18 protein-coding genes are annotated in these 20,533 nt (G+C 72.3%); 14 read left to right on the top strand and 4 right to left on the bottom strand.

Annotated features, from left to right (window positions below):
- Positions 1 to 20: 20 nt before the first annotated feature.
- The 3 genes from ACH34T_RS34460 (at position 21) to clpX (ending at position 2,876) form a co-directional block, all read left to right on the top strand.
- Positions 21 to 653: a ClpP family protease gene (locus ACH34T_RS34460; RefSeq protein WP_396025237.1), complete on the top strand. Its 633-nt coding sequence runs from the start codon at positions 21 to 23 to the stop codon at positions 651 to 653.
- Positions 654 to 761: 108 nt separating this feature from the next.
- A complete protein-coding gene (locus tag ACH34T_RS34455) occupies positions 762 to 1,427 on the top strand; it encodes an ATP-dependent Clp protease proteolytic subunit (protein ID WP_396025236.1) in 666 nt (221 codons plus the stop codon).
- Between the two features lie 174 nt (positions 1,428 to 1,601).
- Positions 1,602 to 2,876, top strand: coding sequence for an ATP-dependent Clp protease ATP-binding subunit ClpX (clpX, locus tag ACH34T_RS34450; protein WP_396025152.1), 1,275 nt, complete (start codon positions 1,602 to 1,604; stop codon positions 2,874 to 2,876).
- Between the two features lie 66 nt (positions 2,877 to 2,942).
- Here clpX and ACH34T_RS34445 read toward each other — a convergent pair whose 3' ends face one another.
- From ACH34T_RS34445 to ACH34T_RS34435, 3 genes are all read right to left on the bottom strand, one after another.
- Positions 2,943 to 3,602: a response regulator gene (locus ACH34T_RS34445; RefSeq protein WP_396025151.1), complete on the bottom strand. Its 660-nt coding sequence runs from the start codon at positions 3,600 to 3,602 to the stop codon at positions 2,943 to 2,945.
- Positions 3,603 to 4,400, bottom strand: coding sequence for a sensor histidine kinase (locus ACH34T_RS34440; protein WP_396025150.1), 798 nt, complete (start codon positions 4,398 to 4,400; stop codon positions 3,603 to 3,605). It lies immediately after the preceding gene.
- Positions 4,401 to 4,515: 115 nt separating this feature from the next.
- A complete protein-coding gene (locus tag ACH34T_RS34435; protein WP_396025149.1) occupies positions 4,516 to 5,079 on the bottom strand; it encodes a hypothetical protein in 564 nt (187 codons plus the stop codon).
- Between the two features lie 498 nt (positions 5,080 to 5,577).
- Between ACH34T_RS34435 and ACH34T_RS34430 the strand changes: the two genes are divergently transcribed.
- Positions 5,578 to 8,187, top strand: a complete 2,610-nt coding sequence (locus ACH34T_RS34430) for a valine--tRNA ligase (protein WP_396025148.1) — start codon at positions 5,578 to 5,580, stop codon at positions 8,185 to 8,187.
- Between the two features lie 27 nt (positions 8,188 to 8,214).
- Positions 8,215 to 9,141, top strand: coding sequence for a hypothetical protein (locus tag ACH34T_RS34425; RefSeq protein ID WP_396025147.1), 927 nt, complete (start codon positions 8,215 to 8,217; stop codon positions 9,139 to 9,141).
- Here ACH34T_RS34425 and ACH34T_RS34420 read toward each other — a convergent pair.
- Positions 9,113 to 10,369: a hypothetical protein gene (locus ACH34T_RS34420; RefSeq protein ID WP_396025146.1), complete on the bottom strand. Its 1,257-nt coding sequence runs from the start codon at positions 10,367 to 10,369 to the stop codon at positions 9,113 to 9,115. The genes ACH34T_RS34425 and ACH34T_RS34420 overlap by 29 nt on opposite strands.
- 107 nt (positions 10,370 to 10,476) lie before the next feature.
- Here ACH34T_RS34420 and ACH34T_RS34415 point away from each other — a divergent pair, with 107 nt between their 5' ends.
- The 9 genes from ACH34T_RS34415 to rodA form a co-directional block, all read left to right on the top strand.
- Positions 10,477 to 11,847 carry a bifunctional folylpolyglutamate synthase/dihydrofolate synthase gene (locus tag ACH34T_RS34415; RefSeq protein ID WP_396025235.1) on the top strand — a complete coding sequence of 457 codons (1,371 nt, stop codon included), beginning with the start codon at positions 10,477 to 10,479 and terminating at the stop codon, positions 11,845 to 11,847.
- Positions 11,848 to 11,852: 5 nt separating this feature from the next.
- A complete protein-coding gene (locus ACH34T_RS34410) occupies positions 11,853 to 12,197 on the top strand; it encodes a DUF4233 domain-containing protein (RefSeq protein WP_396025145.1) in 345 nt (114 codons plus the stop codon).
- 125 nt (positions 12,198 to 12,322) lie between these two features.
- Positions 12,323 to 13,807 carry a hypothetical protein gene (locus ACH34T_RS34405; protein ID WP_396025144.1) on the top strand — a complete coding sequence of 495 codons (1,485 nt, stop codon included), beginning with the start codon at positions 12,323 to 12,325 and terminating at the stop codon, positions 13,805 to 13,807.
- A gap of 45 nt (positions 13,808 to 13,852) precedes the next feature.
- Positions 13,853 to 14,263 carry a nucleoside-diphosphate kinase gene (gene ndk, locus ACH34T_RS34400; RefSeq protein WP_396025143.1) on the top strand — a complete coding sequence of 137 codons (411 nt, stop codon included), beginning with the start codon at positions 13,853 to 13,855 and terminating at the stop codon, positions 14,261 to 14,263.
- Positions 14,264 to 14,698: 435 nt separating this feature from the next.
- On the top strand, positions 14,699 to 15,733 hold the full coding sequence (locus ACH34T_RS34395; RefSeq protein ID WP_138648699.1) for a rod shape-determining protein: 1,035 nt from the start codon (positions 14,699 to 14,701) through the stop codon (positions 15,731 to 15,733).
- A 34-nt stretch (positions 15,734 to 15,767) separates the two neighbouring features.
- Complete coding sequence (gene mreC / locus ACH34T_RS34390) at positions 15,768 to 16,769, top strand: rod shape-determining protein MreC (protein WP_396025142.1); 1,002 nt, start codon at positions 15,768 to 15,770, stop codon at positions 16,767 to 16,769.
- 1 nt (position 16,770) lies between these two features.
- Positions 16,771 to 17,364, top strand: coding sequence for a rod shape-determining protein MreD (gene mreD, locus ACH34T_RS34385; RefSeq protein ID WP_396025141.1), 594 nt, complete (start codon positions 16,771 to 16,773; stop codon positions 17,362 to 17,364).
- Positions 17,365 to 17,369: 5 nt separating this feature from the next.
- Positions 17,370 to 19,445: a penicillin-binding protein 2 gene (gene mrdA / locus ACH34T_RS34380; RefSeq protein ID WP_396025140.1), complete on the top strand. Its 2,076-nt coding sequence runs from the start codon at positions 17,370 to 17,372 to the stop codon at positions 19,443 to 19,445.
- Positions 19,442 to 20,533, top strand: a 1,092-nt coding sequence (rodA, locus tag ACH34T_RS34375; RefSeq protein ID WP_396025139.1) for a rod shape-determining protein RodA, incomplete at its 3' end; no start/stop codon positions are given. The genes mrdA and rodA, both read left to right, overlap by 4 nt.

The raw sequence follows: 20,533 nt of genomic DNA, 5'->3' as shown, positions 1-20,533 counted from the left end.
CGGAGGAACACCCGGTGAGCATGCCTCCGACTTTCGACGAGTCGTCGCGGATCCAGGCGCGGGTCGCCGAGGCGCCCCTGGCGCCTCTGGGCGACCAGCTGTTCCAGCGGCTGCTGCGCGAACGGATCGTTTTCCTCGGCCAGCAGGTCGACGACGACATCGCCAACCGCATCTGCGCGGAGCTGCTGCTCCTGTCGGCCGAGGACGGCCGCCGCGACATCACGATCTACATCAACTCGCCAGGTGGCTCCGTCACCGCGGGCATGGCGATCTACGACATCATGCAGTACGTCCCGAACGACATCGTCACGGTGGGCATGGGCCTCGCCGCGTCGATGGGCCAGTTCCTGCTGTGCGCGGGGACGCGCGGCAAGCGCTACGCCCTGCCGCACGCGCGCATCATGATGCACCAGCCGTCCGGCGGCATCGGCGGCACCGCCTCCGACATCAAGATCCAGGCGGAGCAGATGCTGTACGTCAAGCGGACGCTCGCCGAGAAGATCGCCGAGCACACCGGCCAGCAGCTCGACCAGATCGAGCGCGACTCCGACCGCGACCGCTGGTTCACCGCCGACGAGGCCAAGGACTACGGGCTGGTGGACCACGTGGTGCTCAGCGCCACCCAGGTGCCCTCCCAGGGCACGGTCTCCTGACGACCCGACCTGATCATTAATCGGAGGCACACAGTGAGCGACCTCATCCGACCCGGCTTCACCGATCTGGCCCCGTCCGTTCCGGGGGGTGCGGGGCGTCGTCCCCCCATCGGGGACAGGCCCGGTGTCCAGGCGGGCGGGAGTCCGGCTCCGGTCGAGAACCGGTACATCATCCCGTCGTTCGTCGAGCGCACCACGTACGGCGTCAAGGAGATGAACCCGTACAACAAGCTGTTCGAGGAGCGGATCATCTTCCTCGGCGTGCAGATCGACGACGCGTCCGCCAACGACGTGATGGCCCAGCTGATCACGCTGGAGTCGATCGACCCCGACCGCGACATCAGCATCTACATCAACTCGCCCGGCGGCTCGTTCACCGCCATGACGGCGATCTACGACACGATGCAGTTCGTCAAGCCCGAGATCCAGACGGTCTGCATCGGCCAGGCCGCGTCGGCGGCGGCGGTGCTGCTCTCGGCGGGGACGCCGGGCAAGCGCGCCGCGCTGCCCAACTCGCGGATCCTGATCCACCAGCCCGCGACCGAGGGCACCTACGGCCAGTCCAGCGACATCGAGATCCAGGCGCGCGAGATCATGCGGATCCGGGAGCTGCTGGAGACCATCCTGGCCGAGCACAGCGGCAAGACCATCGACGAGGTCCGCCACGACATCGAGCGCGACAAGATCCTCACGGCGGACGAGGCGAAGGACTACGGTCTCATCGACGACGTCTTCGCCAGCAGGAAGCGCAAGGCCGAGGTAGTGTCGTCCTGAGACGACACGAGGACGCGGGAGACCCCCGAGCCCGGGCGTCACACTTCCGGGCGAGGGGCTTCCCAAGTCCGTTGGAGGCGGTAACGTCGAATCCAACGTCGAGAGCCTTCGGGACGCAACCGAGCTGCGCCGCAGCCTCCATGGCGGCCGGCCCCACGAAAAGGAGACAGTTGGGTGGCACGCATCGGCGACGGTGGTGACCTGCTCAAGTGCTCGTTCTGCGGAAAGAGCCAGAAGCAGGTCAAGAAGCTCATCGCGGGTCCGGGCGTGTACATCTGCGACGAGTGCATCGATCTCTGCAACGAGATCATCGAGGAGGAGCTCTCCGAGACCTCCGACCTCAAGTGGGACAACCTGCCCAAGCCGCGGGAGATCTACGAGTTCCTCGACTCCTACGTGATCGGGCAGGACACGGCGAAGAAGGCGCTGTCCGTCGCCGTCTACAACCACTACAAGCGGATCCAGTCGGGCGAGGCCGGCCGGGACGACCCGGTCGAGATCGGCAAGTCGAACATCCTGCTGCTCGGCCCCACCGGATCCGGTAAGACGCTGCTCGCGCAGACGCTCGCCAAGCTCCTCAACGTCCCGTTCGCGATCGCGGACGCCACGGCGCTGACGGAGGCCGGTTATGTGGGGGAGGACGTCGAGAACATCCTCCTCAAGCTGATCCAGGCGGCCGACTACGACGTCAAGAAGGCCGAGACCGGGATCATCTACATCGACGAGGTCGACAAGGTCGCCCGCAAGAGCGAGAACCCGTCGATCACCCGGGACGTGTCGGGCGAGGGCGTCCAGCAGGCCCTGCTGAAGATCCTGGAGGGCACGACCGCGAGCGTCCCGCCGCAGGGCGGCCGCAAGCACCCGCACCAGGAGTTCATCCAGATCGACACCACCAACGTGCTGTTCATCTGCGGCGGCGCGTTCGCCGGCCTGGAGAAGATCGTCGAGTCGCGGGTCGGGAAGCAGGGCATGGGCTTCGGCGCCCAGATCCGCTCCAAGTCCGACTTCGACGAGTCGTCCGCCGTCCTCGGCGACGTCATGCCGGAAGATCTGCTGAAATTCGGCATGATCCCCGAGTTCATCGGCCGGCTCCCGATCATGACCTCGGTGCACAACCTCGACCGCGAGGCCCTGATCAACATCCTGACCGAGCCGAAGAACGCGCTGGTCCGCCAGTACCACCGGCTGTTCGAGCTCGACGGCGTCGACCTGGAGTTCACCGACGACGCGCTGGAGGCCATCGCCGACCAGGCCATCCTGCGCGGCACCGGCGCCCGCGGCCTGCGCGCCATCATGGAGGAGGTCCTCCTGTCGGTGATGTACGAGGTGCCGAGCCGCCAGGACGTCGCCCGCGTCGTCATCACCCGCGAGGCCGTCCTGGAGCACGTCAATCCGACCCTCGTCCCCCGCGACCGTCCCAAGCGCGAACCCCGGGAGAAGTCGGCGTAGGCGGATGCGCAGACGCAGGAGCGCCCTCGACCTCGCGGTCGGGGGCGTTCGGCTTGGAGCGGTGGGTCAGTGGCGGGTGGTGGACTCGCCGAGGCCCGCCTCGCGGGCGACGACGATGGCCTGGGCGCGGTCCGCGACGTGCAGCTTCATGAAGATGTTCGAGACGTGGTTGCGGACCGTCTTCTGGCTGAGGAACAGCGTCCCGGCGATGTCGCTGTTGCTGCGGCCCTGCGCGATCAGCCCCAGCACCTCCCGTTCCCGCTCGGTGAGCTCGGGGAACGCGGCGCGGCGCGGGTCGGGCATGTCGGTGAAGTAGGTGAGGACGCGGCGGGCGATCTCGGGGCCGTAGATGGCCTCGCCCGCGGCGACGGCCTTGACCGCGCGGGCGATCTCCTCGGCGCCGGACTCCTTCAGCAGGTAGCCGCGGGCGCCGGCGCGCATCGCCGCGAAGACGGAGTCGTCGTCGCGGAACATCGTCAGCACCAGCACGCCGATGCGCGGGCTGGTGCGGGTGATGGTGCGGGTGGCCTCGATGCCGTTGCCGCCGGGCATGTGCAGGTCCATCACGACGACGTCGGGCTGTAGTTCGGCTGCCAGCTTCACCGCGTCCGGACCGTTCTCGGCCTCGCCGACGACGTCCACGCCCAGCGCCTGCAGCAGGCCCTTCAGCCCCTGCCTGAACACCGGGTGGTCGTCGGTGATGAGGACCCGGATGGTCTCCGACATCTACGCCCCGCCCCTTCCCGTGAAAGGACGATGGTACCCGGCTGCGGCCGCGGCGGCGGCGACCGGGAGGTGGGCGGTGACGACGGTCCCGCCGCCGTTCCTGGACGTGATCGCGCAGCTGCCGCCGACCTCCGCGGCCCACTCCTTCATCGCCGCCATGCCGCGCCGCGGCCGCGGCTGGCCGCCGTTGCGGGCGGAGTCGGGAAGGCCGGGGCCGGTGTCGGCCACCATCAGGTGCAGTTCGGCGTCCCGCGCGAGCCGGACCGTCGCGGTGCTCTCGGGCGCGTGCAGGCGGACGTTCGTCAGCGCCTCCTGCGCGATGCGGTACGCGGCGACCTCGACGGCGGCGGGCAGTTCCAGGTGCTCGCCGTCGAAGCGCACGTCCACGCGTTCGCAGGCGCCCTCGGCGAACGACTCGATGGCGGCGACGAGGCCGAGATCGTCGAGGGCGGGCGGGCGCAGGCCGTGCGCCAGGTCGCGGATCTCGCCGACGGCCGAGGCCAGCCGGTCGCGGACGTCGGCGAGCAGCGGGTCGGCACGTTCCGGTTCGCAGGCGAGCGTGATGCGCGCGGCGTCCAGCGACATGGCGAGGCTGGCGAGCGTCGGCCCGAGCCCGTCGTGCAGGTCGTGCCGGAGCCGGCGCCGCTCCTCCTCCCGGCTGGCGAGGATCCGCTCGCGGGAGCGTTGCAGGTCGGCGGTGAGGCTGCGGAGGTGAGGGATGGTCGCGGCACGCGCCGCCACGGCCCCCGCGGTGAACGCGCCGGCCAGCACGGCTGCGCGTGCCAGTACCGCTCGCATCCCGTCCCTCTCCCTTCGCCCCGCCGCCGTCGCGGGTGCTCCCCGCAACCCTTTCCGGCGGGGCGACCCGGTGTCAGGTGACCTGTGTCCCGACCACGGCGGGAAACGCCCTCGTTCAGTCCTCCACGTCCTTGCGGATGCGGCGCATGACGCTCGCGAGGTCGATGCTCTCGGACGGCTTGCCGGCCTGCATGACGATCCCCATCGTGGTCCTGGTGGACCAGGCCGCGAGGTGGCCGGTCGAGGTCGTCGTCCCGGACGGGCCGATCAGCTGGATGTTGATCGCGGTGGACAGTGCGGTGCCGTCGCCGCCCGCGTCGGAGATCTTCACGGTGCTCGGGGAGTACACGGCGCCCTGGATGCCGGTGAACGCGGACGCGACGGCGGCGTTGAAGTCCTGCTCCGGGTACTTCAGGTCGTGCTCGCCGGTGCCGCCGACGAACAGGTACCGCTCCTGGCCGGTGCCGTAGATCGCGCTGACCTGGTTGTAGACCTTGTAGTCGCTGGCCCGGCTCAGGACGTTCTTCAGCCGGTTGATCGCCTCGCCGGCCTGCGCCTCGGCCTCGCTGTTGCGGGTCATCCCGCCCGCCGACATCGGGGCGGACAGCGTGTGGGACGTCCGCTGCAGGTAGTAGACGTATCCGCCCACGCCGAGCAGGAGGGCGGCGACGACGCCCACCACCAGGAGGGCGAGGAGCTTGCGTCCGGCGGACCCGCGGCGCGGCGGCAGGTAGGGCGCTCCAGGGAACGGCGCGCCGGGGGGAAGCGGCGCGCCCGGCGGAACCGGCCCGCCGGGAGGGCCCGGCCTGCCCGGAGGGAAAGGGCCTCCCGGCTGGACGGGGCCGCCCTGGGGGAAGGGGCCTGCGCCTGGAGGAGCGGGATGGCCCGGAGGGACGGGGCCTCCCGGAGCAGCGGGATTGCCTGGGGGAGCGGGGTTGCCTGGGGGGACGGGGCCTCCCGGCTGGACGGGGCCGCCCGGTGGGGAGCCGTACGGGCCGTGCGGGCCGTTCGGGGGGCCGCCCGGCTGGGGAGGGGGGTTCCAACCGCTCAACGTGTTTCCTTCCCGGTGGCTGAACGGCGAGGCGATGTGGCGGGGTGCTCGCCTGTACAGATTCTGGCGCAAACGCCTTCCTCCCCGGGACACTCCGCTCATGTCGTCCCCGTAGAATCGTCAGCCGTGACACAGCCCAGCACTGAGCGCGGCCAGGGGGCCGCAGCGGACGTCGACCTGCCCACCCAGTACCGACCGGCCGATGTCGAGGGCCGGCTCTATGAGCGGTGGGTATCGGCGGGGCTGTTCACCGCCGGGCAGGACGGCCCGCCGTTCTCGATCGTGATCCCGCCGCCGAACGTCACCGGTTCGCTGCACATGGGGCACGCGCTCGACCACTCCATCCAGGACACGCTCGTCCGGCGGCGCCGCATGCAGGGGCACGCGACGGTGTGGGTGCCCGGCATGGACCACGCGGGCATCGCCACCCAGAACGTGGTGGAGCGCGAACTGGCCAAGGAGGGCCTGTCGCGGCACGACCTCGGCCGCGAGGCGTTCGTCGAGCGGGTCTGGCAGTGGAAGGCGGAGTCCGGCGGCCGGATCCTCGGCCAGATGCGCCGCCTCGGCGACAGCGTCGACTGGACGCGCGAGGCGTTCACGATGGACGACGACCGGGCCACGGCCGTCCGGACGATCTTCAAGCGGCTGTTCGACGACGGGCTGATCTACCGCGCGGAGCGCATCATCAACTGGTGCCCGCGCTGCCTGACGGCCTTGTCCGACATCGAGGTCGAGCACGAGGACGTCGACGGCGAACTGGTGTCCATCCGCTACGGCTCCGGCGAGGACGAGATCATCGTGGCGACCACGCGGGCGGAGACGATGCTCGGCGACACGGCCGTGGCCGTCCACCCGGACGACGCCCGGTACGCGCACCTGGTCGGACGGGAGATCGAGCTTCCGCTGACCGGCCGCCGCATCCCCGTCGTCGCCGACGAGCACGTCGATCCCGGGTTCGGGACCGGCGCGGTGAAGGTGACCCCGGCGCACGACCCGAACGACTTCGAGATCGGGCGGCGGCACGCGCTGGCGTCCCTGCCGGTCCTGGACGAGCGGGGCGTCATCACCGCGCCCGGGCCCTTCGAGGGCCTCGACCGGTTCGAGGCGCGCCCGGCGGTCGTGGCCGCGCTGCGCGAGCAGGGCCGGATCGTCAGGGAGGTCCGCCCGTACGAGCATTCGGTCGGCCACTGCCAGCGGTGCGCCACGGTCGTCGAGCCGCGCGTGTCGCTGCAGTGGTTCGTGAAGGTCGAGTCGCTGGCGCGGGAGGCGGGCGACGCGGTCCGCGACGGCCGTGTCACGATCCACCCGCCGGAGATGGCGGCCCGCTACTTCGAGTGGGTCGACAACATGCACGACTGGTGCATCAGCCGGCAGCTGTGGTGGGGCCACCGCATCCCCGTCTGGTACGGGCCGGACGGCGAGGTCGTCTGCCCGGAGCCGGGCGAGGACCCGCCCGCCGGCTGGACGCAGGACACCGACGTCCTCGACACCTGGTTCTCCTCCGCGCTGTGGCCGTTCTCGACGCTCGGCTGGCCCGCCGAGACCGAGGACCTGAAGCGGTTCTATCCGACGTCGGTGCTGGTCACCGGGTACGACATCCTGTTCTTCTGGGTCGCCAGGATGATGATGTTCGGGTTGTACGCGATGGACGGCGTCCAGCCGTTCGACACGATCGCGCTGCACGGGATGGTCCGCGACCAGTTCGGCAAGAAGATGTCCAAGTCGTTCGGGAACGTCATCGACCCGCTCGAATGGATCGACGCGTACGGGGCCGACGCGACCCGGTTCACGCTGCTGCGCGGCGCGAACCCGGGCGGGGACGTCCCGGTGGCGGAGCAGTGGGCGCAGGGGTCGCGCAACTTCTGCAACAAGCTGTGGAACGCGACGCGGTTCGCGCTGATCAACGGCGCGCACGTCCGCGGCGAGATGCCCGAGAAGCCGACGACCGTGGACGCGTGGATCCTGTCCCGCCTCCAGACGGTCATCGCCGAGGTGGACGCGCACCTGGAGTCGTACGACTTCGCCAAGGCGTGCGAGGCGCTCTACCACTTCGCGTGGGACGAGGTCTGCGACTGGTACGTCGAGCTGGCCAAGGTCCAGCTGGCCGACGACCGGGCCGAGGCTACGCGCCGCGTGCTCGGCGAGGTGCTCGACAAGCTGCTGCGGCTGCTGCACCCCGTGATCCCGTTCGTGACCGAGGAGCTGTGGACGTCGTTGACGGGCGGCGAGACGCTCGTCACCGCGCCGTGGCCGTCCGCCGAGCCCGGACGGGCCGACCGCGACGCCGAGGCGCTGATCGAGTCGCTGCAGCGGCTCGTGACGGAGGTCAGGCGGTTCCGCGCCGACCAGGGCCTCAAGCCGGGCCAGAAGGTCGCGGCGGCGCTGGAGTGGGGCGGCTCGCCGCTCGCGGCGCACGAGGAGGGCGTCCGCGCGCTGCTGCGCCTCACCGAGCCGGGCGACGGCTTCGCGGCGACCGCGTCCCTGCCCGTCGAGGACGTCATCGTCCGGCTCGACACCGCCGGCGCGATCGACGTCGCCGCGGAGCGCAAGCGGCTGGAGAAGGACCTCGCCGCCGCCCGCAAGGAGGTGGACCAGGTCGGCCGGAAGCTCGGCAACGAGGCGTTCATGGCGAAGGCGCCCGAGGGTGTCGTCGCCAAGAACCGGGACCGGCTCGCCCAGGCCGAGGCGGACATCAGGCGGCTGGAGTCGCAGCTGACCGCGCTGCCCGCGCGCTGACACGGCAGCCGAACCATCGGGAGTGCAATGGCCGAACCACCTCGGTCCGACATGCCGGACTCCTCGTCCGGCTCGTCCGGCTCGTCCGGCTCGTCCGGCGATGACCTGAACGCTCCGCAGGTCGTCGGGGAAGGGGACCCGCCCGAGGGCGCCGCGGAGGCGCCCTGGGGCGGCGCGCCGCCATGGTGGTCGGCCGACCCCGGCGACGGGACGGGCCCGCAGATCGTGATCCGGGACGCGTCCGGCGGGCACCCCGTCGTCCCTGACGGCACGGGGCCGCTGCCGATGGTCCCCGTCCCGCCGCCTCTCCCGATGCCGGTGGCCGGCGAGCCGAAACGGGTACCGAGGCTCCTGCTCGTCGCGGGCGCCGCCGCGGTCGGGGCCGTCGTCCTCATGGCGGGCGTCCTCGCGTTCCGGACGGACGGCGGTAGCCGGGGAGGCGGGGCCGGTGCGAAGGACGCTCGCACCTCCACCGGCGAGGCCGCCGCGTCCCAGAAGGTGATCAGCGCGGGCGCGACCGCCGGCGGCCTGCGCCTGGACGGCCGAACGCCCCCGCAGGTGAGCGCTGCGTACCCGTTCGTCGCGGGCGCGGTCGAGGACGCCGGGATACCGGTCGCCGAGCGCGGGCAAGCCGTGTACAGCGAGGAGCCCGTCCGGCCGATCAACGTCCTGTTCGTGGGCGGCACGGGTCAGGTCGGCGACCCGGCGGGCTTCCTGCAGAAGGCGCAGCCCACGACGTTCATCGCCGGGCAGGACGCCGACCCGGGCGGGCAAGGCGGAAAGGCCGTCTGCGGGACGTTCGCCGTCCTCGCCGAGACCCACACGTACTGTGCGTGGGCGACCGCCGACTCCTACGGCGTCGTCGCGTCCAACCGTCCTTCGCTGAACCCGCGGTTCACGCTGATGGCCGAGCTCATGCGCCGGATCAGGCAGGACGTCGAACGGCCGAGGTGACGAAGAGCCGCTCCGTGCGGGCGCCGACCACGTCCAGGACGAGCCCGGTGAAGTAGACCGTGCCGAGGACGACGACGCGCCGCCCGAGGGCGGTGAGGGACGCGGGCGTGACGGCGTCCGCGGCGACGACGTCCCAGCCGGGCGGCAGCGGACGGGTGAAGCGCAGGTGGGAGTGGGGCAGCCGGACGAACGTCACCGGCGGCCCGTCCAGTTCGGCGACGGCCCCGTCCAGGTCCTTGTGGTCGGGGAGGCAGACGACGACGTGGTCGATCGCGCCCCAGACGCGCAGCGCGGCGGCGAGGGCGGCGGCGATTCCCGTCCCGTCGACGGCGGAGTCGACGAGCAGCCGCGTCGCCGACCCTGGTATGTCGAGCGGAGCTCGTCCGTTGAATGGCGGTGGGTGGGGGCTGGAGGACGGTACGTCGTGCCAGGACAGCCGCCCCGGCAGGACGACCGACGCCAGCACCTCGCGGAGCAGCGCTTCCGGCGGCTCGGTGACGCCCGGCAGGCGGCGGGCGGCGGCGACGCCGAGTTCGGCGCTGCCGCGTGCCAGCCCGTCCGGCAGCAGGTCGGCCGCGACCCCGCCGCCGCCCGCCTCCACCCGTTCCACCGCTCCGAGCACCCCGGTGACCTCCGCCGACTGCGGCGCGGACAGGACGGTCGCCGCCGGACCCGCCACGCCGAGCTTCTCCTCCGCGATCTCCGCCGGGGTGTTCCCCAGCACACCGGCGTGCTCCCGGAAGATCGGCGTGATCGCCACGACGTCCGGCGGGAAGAGGGAGACCTCGTCCGACCGTCCGCCCATGCCCGCCTCCAGGACGATCGCGTCCGCCCCGACGCGCCGCGCATGCACGACACCCGCGATGGTGAACAGCCCGGACGGCGACAGATATCCGTCCGCCGGTGGCGGCAGAACGGCGATGGCCTCGTCCAGGACGCGTCCCAGAAGGGCCAGTTCTTCTTCGGAGACGGCGCGGCCGTCCACCCTGATCCGTTCGCGGTCGCTGCGCAGGCCGGGGCTGGTGACCGTGCACACCCGGAGACCGGCGGCCGCCAGGTAGGCGGAGGCGTAGGTCGCCGCCGTCCCCTTGCCCTTGGAGCCGACGACGGTCAGGACCGGCGCGTCCGGCGCGAGGACGTCCAGGACGGCCGCCAGATCGCGGGCCCGCCCGATGTCGCGGGTCTCGCCGGGGCGCCGCCGGTCCCACTCGCGGAAGAAGACGTCCATGACTCCAGTGTGGGCCGGTCCGGAACCGGTGGAACCGCCGAGTAGGCTCTGTGACCGTGAGTCAGGTATCCGAGGCGTCCGACTACCGGCGCGCTGTCGGCGCGATCATGGCCCGCGGCGTCGAGTGGGAGATCGACCCGACGCTCGACCGCGTCCGCGACCTGGTCGACGTCCTGGGGGAGCCGCACCGCGCGTACCCGGTGATCCACATCGCGGGGACGAACGGCAAGACCAGCACCGCCCGGCTCGTCGAGGCGCTGCTGCGCGAGCGCGGCCTGCGCACGGGCCTGTTCACCAGCCCGGAGCTGACCACGCTGCGGGAGCGGATCGCGATCGACGGCGAGCCGGTAAGCGAGGAGCGGTTCGTCGCGGCCTACGAGGACGTGCTGCCGTTCGCCCAGCTGGTCGACGGCAAGCACGAGGCGCGCCTGTCGTTCTTCGAGGTGCTCACCGCGATGGCGTTCGCGGCGTTCGCGGACGCGCCCGTCGACGTGGCCGTGGTCGAGGCCGGCATGGGCGGCGCGTGGGACGCGACGAACGTGGCCGACGGCGTCGTCGCCGTCATCACCCCGATCGGCCTGGACCACACCCGCTACCTCGGCGACACCCTGGAGGAGATCGCCGGAGAGAAGGCGGGGATCATCAAGCCGGAGTCGGTCGCGGTGCTGGCGCAGCAGCCGGTCGAGGCGGCCGAGGTGCTGCTGCGGCGGGTCGTGGAGACCGGCGCGGCGGCGGCGCGCGAAGGCGCCGAGTACGGCGTGCTCAGCCGGGACGTCGCCTTCGGCGGGCAGCAGCTGCGCATCCAGGGCCTGCACGGCGTGTACGACGAGGTCTTCCTGCCCCTGTTCGGCGACCATCAGGCGAGCAACGCCGCGACGGCCCTCGCCGCCGTGGAGGCGTTCGCCAGCGGCACGCCGACCAGGGGAGAGCCCAACCTGGAGGCTGCCACCCGCGTCGCGCCCGGCGAGACCTACCTCGGCGGGAACGAGGGGCAGCTCGACCCGGCGCTGGTGCGCAGCGGCTTCGCCAAGTCGGCGTCGCCCGGCCGGCTGGAGGTCGCGCGGACCGGCCCGACCGTCCTGCTGGACGCGGCGCACAACCCGGCGGGGATGGCCGCGACCGTCGCCACGGTCACCGAGTCGTTCGGCTTCACGCGGCTCGCCGGGGTCCTCGCGATCGCCGCGGACAAGGACGTCGCCGGCGTCCTCGACCAGCTGGAGCCCGTCCTCGCCGAGCTGGTCGTGACGCGCAACTCCGCGCCGCGCTCGATGCCGCCCGAGGAGCTGGCGGAGATCGCCGTGAGCGTCTTCGGGCCTGAGCGCGTCCATGTCGAGGAGCGTCTGGACGACGCGATCGACCGGGCGATCGGCCTCGCCGAGGAGACCGGCGAGTACCGGGGCGCCGGGGTGCTGATCACCGGCTCGGTGGTCACGGCCGGCGACGCCCGGATCCTGCTGCGCGTCGGGGAAGGCAGGTGACGGGCATGGGCGGCCGTACCGCCGCGAATCCGGCCCGGAACCTGTTCGCCGCCGTGCTGGGCTGCGAGGCCATCGTGATCGCGCTCGCGATCCCGGTGGCGGTGACCGTGCTGGACGTGGACGGCGCGCTCGCCGGCGGGGTGTGCGGCGGCCTGGCCGTCGCGTGCCTGCTGGTGGCGGGCCTGCTGCGGTTCCCGTGGGCGGTCGCGGCCGGCGGCGTCCTGCAGGTGCTGATCGTGGCGACCGGGTTCATGGTGCCGGCCATGTTCTTCCTCGGCGTCGTTTTCGGGGCGCTTTGGACGACGGCCATTTGGATGGGACGCAAGGCGGCGAGCGCCGCGTCGCGCTAAATTCGCGAGGACGCATTCATTCATCTGCCGATTCCGTGCAATTCACATTGTTTCCCTAATTCTGGCATTCTTCTCATTTGGGAAACGCTCGTGCGGCGGATGACGATCCTGCGAAGGAGCAGGCCGTGTCCCTGCGCGCACGCGGACATGCACCCGGCACCATGGCCCACGGATACCCGGCCGCCACTCCGGCGGCCCGCGGGGCCCGCGGGGGGCGCGCGGGATTCGCGCGCCGCCGGCTCGCCGCGTTCGGCGCGCTGCTGCTGACGCTGACCGCGCTGCCCGCCGCCGTCCTCGCCGTGCCGGACGCCGTCGTGAACGTCGTCCCCGCCGCGGCGAGCGCCCTCGAACTCGGCGACGCCGAGATCGCCGGGCTGCTGCGCGCCACCGGGCTGTCCCTGCCCGCGCTCGTCGTCGCGGTGCCGCTCGCCGCCGTGGCCGCGCGCCGGTTCTCGGCGTGGCCCGTCCTCGTCACCGGCCTCGCCGTCCTGCTCACCGGGCTCGGCGCGGTCAAGTTCGCCCACTCGGTGCCCCTCGTCGGGACGGTCCGCGCAATGCAGGGCGCGGGCGCGGGCATCATGCTGCCCGCCTGCCTCGTCCTGGTCTGGGAACGGCGGAGCCGGGCCCTGACCGCCGTCTGGGCGGGCGCTCTCGCGGGCACGCTGATCCTGGCGATGCCCTTGGCGCTCAAGGCCGTCCCGGTGCCCGCCGACGGCGTCGCCGTCCCGGACTGGCGTGTCGCGCTCGTCCCGTACCCCTGGGCCGCCGTGGCCGCCGCCGTCGCCGCGCTCGTCCACCTGCTCCTGCGCGGACGCGCCCCGTGGGAGCTGCCCGCGTCCAGGCACACCGAACGCGGCCAGCTCCTCCTCCCGGTCGTCCCGGCGGCGGCCTTCGCGTTCCTCACGGTCGTCGCCGCGTCCGAATGGTCGCCCGGCGCCCGGCTCGTCGTGGCGGGCTTCGCGCTGACCGCCCTGCTCGGCCTGGCCCTCGCCGCCGGCCGGGACGCGGTCGCGGGCAGCCCGTTCGGCTGCGCCATCGTCATGATCGCCGCCGGCCTGCTGAGCCACCCCGTCGCGGGCCCGCTCGCCGGCCTCGCCGCCGCCGACGCCCGCGAGCGGACCGGCGCCGCCGACGTGCCGCTGCTCCCGTTCGCCGTGGCCGCCGCCGCCGCGATGGCGGGGGCGCTCGCGTCCGTCCGCGCCGGCGCGCGCCACGCCGTCCGGACCGGATATGTCCTGATGATCGCGGCGCTGCCGCTCGGCTTCCTCACCCATCTCGACGACCGCCGGACGGTGCTCGTCCCGCTCGTCCTCCTCGGCGCCGGCCTCGGCCTGGCCCTCGCCGCCTCGCTGCGGGACGCGGGCGTCGGCGCCGCGCTCTTCGGCCTGTCCCTCTGCTTCCCCGCCGTGCTGGCCGGGCAGCTCCTCGTCCTGTCCCTGCAGGCGGCGCGGCTGGAACGGCTGCGGCCGCTCACCGAGGCCGAGCAGATCCACGCGCTGCGGCACGGCTACCACGTCTGGCTCGTCGTCGCCTGCGCCGCCGCCGTGCTCCTCGCCGCCGCCACCGCGCGACACACCCGCAAGACCGCCGCAGGCCCTGGAGCCCGGTAGGATTCGCGGGCCGAACAATCCGAAGTTCCCCAAGGAGAACCACCCGTGTCCGAGCGCACTCTCGTCCTTGTCAAGCCCGACGGCGTCCGCCGGGGCGTCATCGGTGAGGTCATCTCCCGGATCGAGCGCAAGGGCCTGAAGCTCGTCGCGCTGGAACTCCGCACCCTCGCCCGCGAGACCGCCGAGGCCCACTACGAGGAGCACGCCAGCAAGCCGTTCTTCGGCGAGCTCGTCGAGTTCATCACCGGCGGCCCGCTCGTCGCCATGGTGGTCGAGGGCCCGCGCGCCATCGAGGCGTTCCGCGCGCTCGCCGGCGCCACCGACCCGGTCAGCGCCACGCCCGGCACCATCCGCGGCGACCACGCCCTGGAGATCGGCGAGAACATCGTGCACGGCTCCGACTCGACCTACTCCGCCGACCGCGAGATCAAGCTGTTCTTCCCCGAACTCGGCTGAGCCCTGTTGACCCAGGGGGACGACCCCCTGGAACCCCCGTCACCGGCCGGGCAGCTGTTTCCCGAGCCGCTGGCGCGTCTCGCGAAACGGCGCTTCTAGCCCAGGGGGCGACCCCCTGGAACCCCCGTCACCGGCCGGTGAACCGTTTCCCGAGCCGCTGGCGCGTCTCGTGAAACGGCCCCCCGGCCGGCGGGTCGTGCGACCTCCGGCGCTGGGCGCCTCCGGCCGCACGACCCGTGACCCCGGCTGAGGTTCGGCCTTCCGGGGGCGGGGCGGTGTGGATCCGGTCGCGCGTCTTTGGTGAATGCCGGGCTGCTCAGGGGGCGTTTTTTGATCGACTCGCGGGCGGTTGGTGACTGCCCGGGGACGTCCGCGCACGTTACGATGGACGCGCCGCTATACACGCCCGTCAATCATGAAGGGCTCCCTTTCTTCATGGGTAACAAGCTGTCGTTTCTAGGCCGTGACATGGCGGTCGATCTCGGTACGGCCAACACCCTGGTGTACGTCCGCGGGCGTGGCATCGTCCTCAACGAACCGTCCGTCGTGGCGATCAACACCAACACCGGGAAGATCGTCGCGGTGGGCATCGAGGCGAAGCGGATGATCGGCCGCACGCCCGGCAACATCGTCGCGGTCCGTCCGCTGAAGGACGGCGTCATCGCCGACTTCGACGTCACCGAGCGAATGCTGCGCTATTTCATCCAGAAGGTGCACAAACGCCGGCATTTCGCCAAGCCGCGGATCGTCGTCGCGGTGCCGAGCGGGATCACCGGGGTGGAGCAGCGCGCGGTGAAGGAGGCCGGTTACCAGGCCGGCGCCCGCCGCGTCTACATCATCGAGGAGCCGATGGCCGCCGCGATCGGCGCCGGGCTGCCCGTCTACGAGCCGACCGGCAACATGGTCGTCGACATCGGCGGCGGCACCACCGAGGTCGCGATCATCTCGCTCGGCGGGATCGTCACCAGCCAGTCCGTCCGCGTCGGCGGCGACGAGCTCGACCAGGCCGTCATCTCGTTCTCCAAGAAGGAGTACTCCCTGATGCTCGGGGAACGTACGGCCGAGGAGATCAAGATGGCGATCGGGTCCGCGTATCCCGGCGGCGACGACGAGCCGCACGCCGAGATCCGCGGCCGCGACCTCGTCAGCGGGCTCCCGAAGACCGTCGTGATCTCCGCCGAGGAGGTGCGGCGGGCCATCGAGGAGCCGGTCAACGCCGTGGTGGACGCGGTGAAGACCACGCTCGACAAGTGCCCGCCCGAGCTGTCGGGCGACATCATGGACCGCGGGATCGCGCTCACCGGCGGCGGGGCGCTGCTGAAGAACCTCGACGAGCGGCTCCGCGAGGAGACCGGGATGCCCATCCACCTGGTGGACAACCCGCTCGACTCGGTGGTGCTCGGCACCGGCAAGTGCGTGGAGGACTTCGAGGAGCTCCGGCAGGTCCTCGTGCCGGAGCCGCGACACTGACCCCCCGGTGGACTAGGAACGGGAGGTCGGTGGGGTGAAGGACACCCGGCGCACCCGCGTCGTCCTCGGCGCGCTGCTCGTCGTGGCGCTCGCGATGATCACCATTGACTACCGCGGCGGGGACGACTCCCCGCTGCGCGGCCTGCGCGACGTCGGCGCGACGGTGTTCGGTCCCGTGGAGCGCGCGTCGGCGTCCGTCGTCCGGCCGGTGAGCAACACCTTCGACGCGATCACCGACGCGCCGGGCGAGCGGCAGCGCGCCGACCGGCTCGAACGGCAGAACCAGAAGCTGCGCGAGCAGCTGCGCTCCATGCGCCTCGACCAGGACCGGTCCGCGCAGCTGCAGCGGCTGCTCGGCACCGCGGGGATGGGCGGCTACAAGATCCGCGCCGCGCAGGTGATCTCCGCCGGGCAGGGCTTCGAGGACACCGTCACCATCGACGCCGGCAGCCGCAGCGGCATCAAGCGCGACATGACCGTGATGAGCGCGGACGGGCTCGTCGGCCGCGTCACCCGCGTCGGGCCCGCGACGGCGACCGTCCTGCTCGCCACCGACCAGACCTCGTCGATCGGGTCCAGGCTCGAAGGCTCCAAGGAGATCGGGATCGTGCAGGGCCGCGGGCGCCGCGGCCTCGGCGGGCACGGCGCCACGCCGCTGCGCTTCCAGCTGCTGGACGCCGCCGCCCCGATCCAGGTCGGGCAGCGGATCGTCACGCTCGGGTCGCAGGGGCAGCGGCCGTACGTCCCTGGCGTCCCGATCGGCGTCGTCGAGCGGATCGACCGCTCCACCGGCGGCCTGACCCGCACCGCGTACGTCCGGCCGTTCGTGAGGTTCACCAGCCTGGACGTCGTCGCCGTCGTCGTCGCCCCGCCGAAGACCGACCCGAGGGACGCGGTGCTGCCGCCGAAGCCGAAACCGCCCGCGACGCCGACGCCGTCCGTCACGCCCAGCGTGAGCCCGTCGGGGAGCGGCCGCCCAGAGGCGCGGCCGAGCGGCCGGGAGAGCCCGTCCACGAATCCGACCCGGGGGGACTGACGTGCTGAACCCGCCCGAGACATCGCCCGCCGGCCGCGGCGCGGTCGCCGCCGTCGTGATCGGCGTGACGCTGATCCTGCAGGTGTCGGTCGCGAACCGGCTGCCGCTGCCCGGCGGCGTCCAACCCGACCTGGTGCTGCTGGCCGTCGTGGCGCTGGCGCTCGTCGCCGGGTCGATGACGGGCATGGTCACCGGGTTCCTCGCCGGCCTCGCCGCCGACATCATCCCGCCCGCCGACCACACCATCGGCCGGTACGCGCTCGTCTACTGCCTCATCGGCTACCTGTGCGGCGTCGCGTCCGCCGAGATGGACCGGCAGTCGGTCGTGCCGTTCTTCGCCGTCGCGGCCGGCGCGCTCGCCGGGACCGTCCTGTACGCGGGGACGGGCATGATCCTCAGCGACCCGCGCGCCGAGTGGGCCACCGTGTCGAGCATGGTGCCGCTGCAGGTGCTGTACGACGTGATCGCGAGCCCGTTCGTGGTGTGGGCGGTGCTGCGCGCGACCCGCAGGTACGAACGGGGCGAACGGGCGCGTGGCGGCGACAGCCTCTCGGTGCCCGCGGCCCGCTACCGCGCGATGTCCGGACGGAGCTGAGGCCGGTGAACCCGCGCACCCACTTCCGCCTCGTCGTCCTGTACGTGCTGGTCGCCGCGCTGCTGCTCGTCCTCGTCGGGCGCATGTGGACGCTCCAGGTCCTGGAGGGCGAGCACTACCGGGGCATCGCCGCCCAGAACCGCACCCGCGACATCGTCGTCCCCGCCGTCCGCGGCATGATCCTCGACGACCGGGGGCGGCCGCTCGTCCGCAACACCAGCGCGCTCGTCGTGTCCGTCGACCGGACGACCCTGTCGCGCCAGAAGGACGGCGGCGAGGGCGTCCTGAAGCGGCTGGGGTCCGTCCTCGGGATCGGCCACGACGAGATCACCAAGCGCATCCGGCTGTGCGGGCCGGGCATCAAGCGGCCGTGCTGGCCCGGGTCGCCGTACCAGCCGATCCCCGTCGAGGACCACGTCGACCCCAAGCGCGCGCTCCAGATCATGGAGCGGCAGGAGGAGTTCCCCGGCGTCACCGCGCAGGTCCAGGCCGTCCGCGACTATCCGGAGCCGGAGGGCGCGAAGCCCGCGCAGGTCCTCGGCTACCTCCAGCCGATCACGCAGGAGGAGATGGACAAGCGCACCGGCCTCAAGGTCACCGGCTACAGCGGCGTCGACCTCGTCGGACGCGCGGGCCTGGAGGCGCAGTACGACAAGGCGCTGCGCGGCGAGCCCGGCTTCCGCAAGGTCCTCGTCGACAGCCAGGGCCGCGTCACCGGCACCGCCGACGAGCAGACGGCCGTCCCCGGAAACCACCTCGTCACCAGCATCGACGCGGGCGTGCAGGGCGCCGCTGAGCAGGCGCTGAAGCACGCGATCGACGCGGCGCGCAAGGCGGGCCGCCCGGCGGACGCGGGCGCCGCCGTCGTGATGGACGTGCAGACCGGCCGCATGATCGCGATGGCCAGCCACCCGACCTACGACCCGGCGATCTGGACGGGCGGCATCTCCCAGGAGCAGTACGACGCGCTGCTCGGCAAGAAGAAGGGCGAGCCGCTCATCTCGCGCGTCACGCAGGGGCAGTTCGCGCCCGGCTCGACGTTCAAGATCTCCTCGGTGTCCGCCGCGGTGGAGGACGGCAACAGCCTCAACGGCATCTACCCGTGCCCCGGCTCGTACAACGTCGGGAACCGCGCGTTCCGGAACTTCGAGGGCCAGGGGCACGGCCCGATGAACCTGCACATGGCCCTCGTGAAGTCCTGCGACACGATCTTCTACCGGTTCGCGTACCAGGAGTGGCAGCGCGACGGCGGGATGAAGCCGAAGAAGAACCCGTCCGACCCGATGGTGAAGATGGCGCGCCACTACGGGTTCGGCTCGCGCACCGGCATCGACCTGCCGAGTGAGAGCGAGGGCCGCATCCCGGACCGGGGCTGGAAGAAGAACTTCTGGGACGCCACCAAGGAGGCCAACTGCAAGGGCGCCAAGGAGGGTTACCCGCAGGTCGCGAAGACCGACCCGGCCCGCGCCGCCTACCTGAAGGCCGTCGCGACGGAGAACTGCACCGAGGGGTTCGTGTGGCGTCCCGGTGACGCCGCCAACTTCTCGGTCGGGCAGGGCGACGTCCTGGTGACGCCGCTGCAACTCGCCCGCGCGTACGCGGCCGTGGCGAACGGCGGCAGGCTGGTGGTGCCGCGGCTCGGCGTCGCGGTGCTGCGCCCGGACGGCTCCGTCGCCCAGCGGATCGAGGCGCCGCCGCCCGAGCGGCTGCCCGTCGACGCCAAGGTGATCAAGTACATCCGCGCCGCCCTCGGGGACGTCCCCAAGCAGGGCACGGCCGCCGGCGCGTTCTCCGGGTTCGACACCAAGACCGTCGAGGTGGGCGGCAAGACCGGCACCGCCGAGGTGTACGGCAAGGAGGACACCTCCTGGTTCGCCTCGATCGGCCCGATGAAGAAGCCGCGGTTCGCGGTGGTGGCGATGGTCTCGCAGGGCGGGACGGGCGCGTCCACCGCGGCGCCGGCCGTCCGGGAGATCTGGGAGGCCATGTACGGGACGAAGGACCGCAAGCCCCTCCTCAAGGACGGCAGGCTCCCGTCGGAGCTGCCGGCGCTGCCCGGCGGCGAGGGAACCGCCCCGTGATCACCGGGACGGGCGTCGGGAGCGTCGAGGGCTACGCGGCGCGGCGGGGGCTGCGCAGCAGGCTCGGCGGGCTGCGGCGCCTCGACTGGCCGCTGTTCACGGCCGTGCTGGCGCTGTCGGTGATCGGGGCGCTGCTCGTCCGCTCCGCCACGTTCCAGCTGCTGACCGAGCAGGGCAAGGACCCGGAGGGCTTCCTCAAGCGGCACATCCTCAACCTGTTCATCGGGTTCGCGCTCGGCGGGCTCGTGACCGTCCTCGACTACCGGCTGCTGCGCGCGTACGTCCCGATCCTGTACGCGGTGGCGTGCGTGGGGCTGGTCGCCGTCCTGTCCCCGCTCGGCGAGACGATCAACGGCTCGCACTCGTGGATCGTGATCGGCGGCGGCTTCCAGGTGCAGCCGTCGGAGTTCGCGAAGGTCGGGCTCGTGGTGCTGCTCGCGATGATCCTGGGCGAGCCGCGCGACGGGGAGATCGGCCCCGGCCGCCGCGACGTGCTGCTGGCGCTCGCCCTCGCTGGGGTGCCCGGCGTCCTGATCATGCTGCAGCCCGACCTCGGCACCACGCTGGTGTTCATCGCGGTGGTGCTCGGCATGCTGGCGATCTCCGGCGCGCAGAAGCGGTGGCTCGTCGGCCTGGTCGGCGGCGGGTTCGCCATGGGCGCCGCGGTGTGGTTCTTCGGCCTGCTGGAGGACTACCAGATCGACCGGTTCACCGCGTTCCTGGACCCGGAGGCCGACCCGCGCGGCGCCGGCTACAACGCGCAGCAGGCCCGGATCGCGGTCGGGTCGGGCGGCGCGTTCGGCAAGGGCCTGTTCGACGGCGAGCAGACCGGCGGGCACTTCGTCCCCGAGCAGCAGACCGACTTCATCTTCACGGTGGCGGGGGAGGAGCTCGGCTTCGTCGGCGGCGCCGTGATCGTCGCGCTGCTCGGCGTGGTGCTGTGGCGGGGCCTGCGCATCGCCACCCAGGCCGCCGACCCGTTCGGGACGCTCGTCGCGACCGGCGTCGTGTGCTGGATGGGGTTCCAGACGTTCCAGAACGTCGGGATGTCGATCGGCATCATGCCGATCACGGGCCTGCCGCTGCCG

The sequence above is a fragment of the Actinomadura sp. 9N215 genome (genome assembly GCF_044326345.1).
Lineage (GTDB): Bacteria > Actinomycetota > Actinomycetes > Streptosporangiales > Streptosporangiaceae > Spirillospora.
This window is presented reverse-complemented; position numbering and strand designations above follow the sequence as displayed.

What these genes read in the sequence shown, in the direction of transcription:
- ACH34T_RS34460 (WP_396025237.1), top strand. Translation starts at nt 21, where the DNA reads ATGCCTCCGACTTTCGACGAGTCGTCGCGGATCCAGGCGCGGGTCGCC.
- ACH34T_RS34445 (WP_396025151.1), bottom strand. Translation starts at nt 3,602, where the DNA reads ATGTCGGAGACCATCCGGGTCCTCATCACCGACGACCACCCGGTGTTC.
- ACH34T_RS34440 (WP_396025150.1), bottom strand. Translation starts at nt 4,400, where the DNA reads ATGCGAGCGGTACTGGCACGCGCAGCCGTGCTGGCCGGCGCGTTCACC.
- ACH34T_RS34425 (WP_396025147.1), top strand. Translation starts at nt 8,215, where the DNA reads ATGGCCGAACCACCTCGGTCCGACATGCCGGACTCCTCGTCCGGCTCG.
- ACH34T_RS34420 (WP_396025146.1), bottom strand. Translation starts at nt 10,369, where the DNA reads ATGGACGTCTTCTTCCGCGAGTGGGACCGGCGGCGCCCCGGCGAGACC.
- ACH34T_RS34415 (WP_396025235.1), top strand. Translation starts at nt 10,477, where the DNA reads ATGGCCCGCGGCGTCGAGTGGGAGATCGACCCGACGCTCGACCGCGTC.
- ACH34T_RS34410 (WP_396025145.1), top strand. Translation starts at nt 11,853, where the DNA reads ATGGGCGGCCGTACCGCCGCGAATCCGGCCCGGAACCTGTTCGCCGCC.
- ACH34T_RS34395 (WP_138648699.1), top strand. Translation starts at nt 14,699, where the DNA reads ATGGGTAACAAGCTGTCGTTTCTAGGCCGTGACATGGCGGTCGATCTC.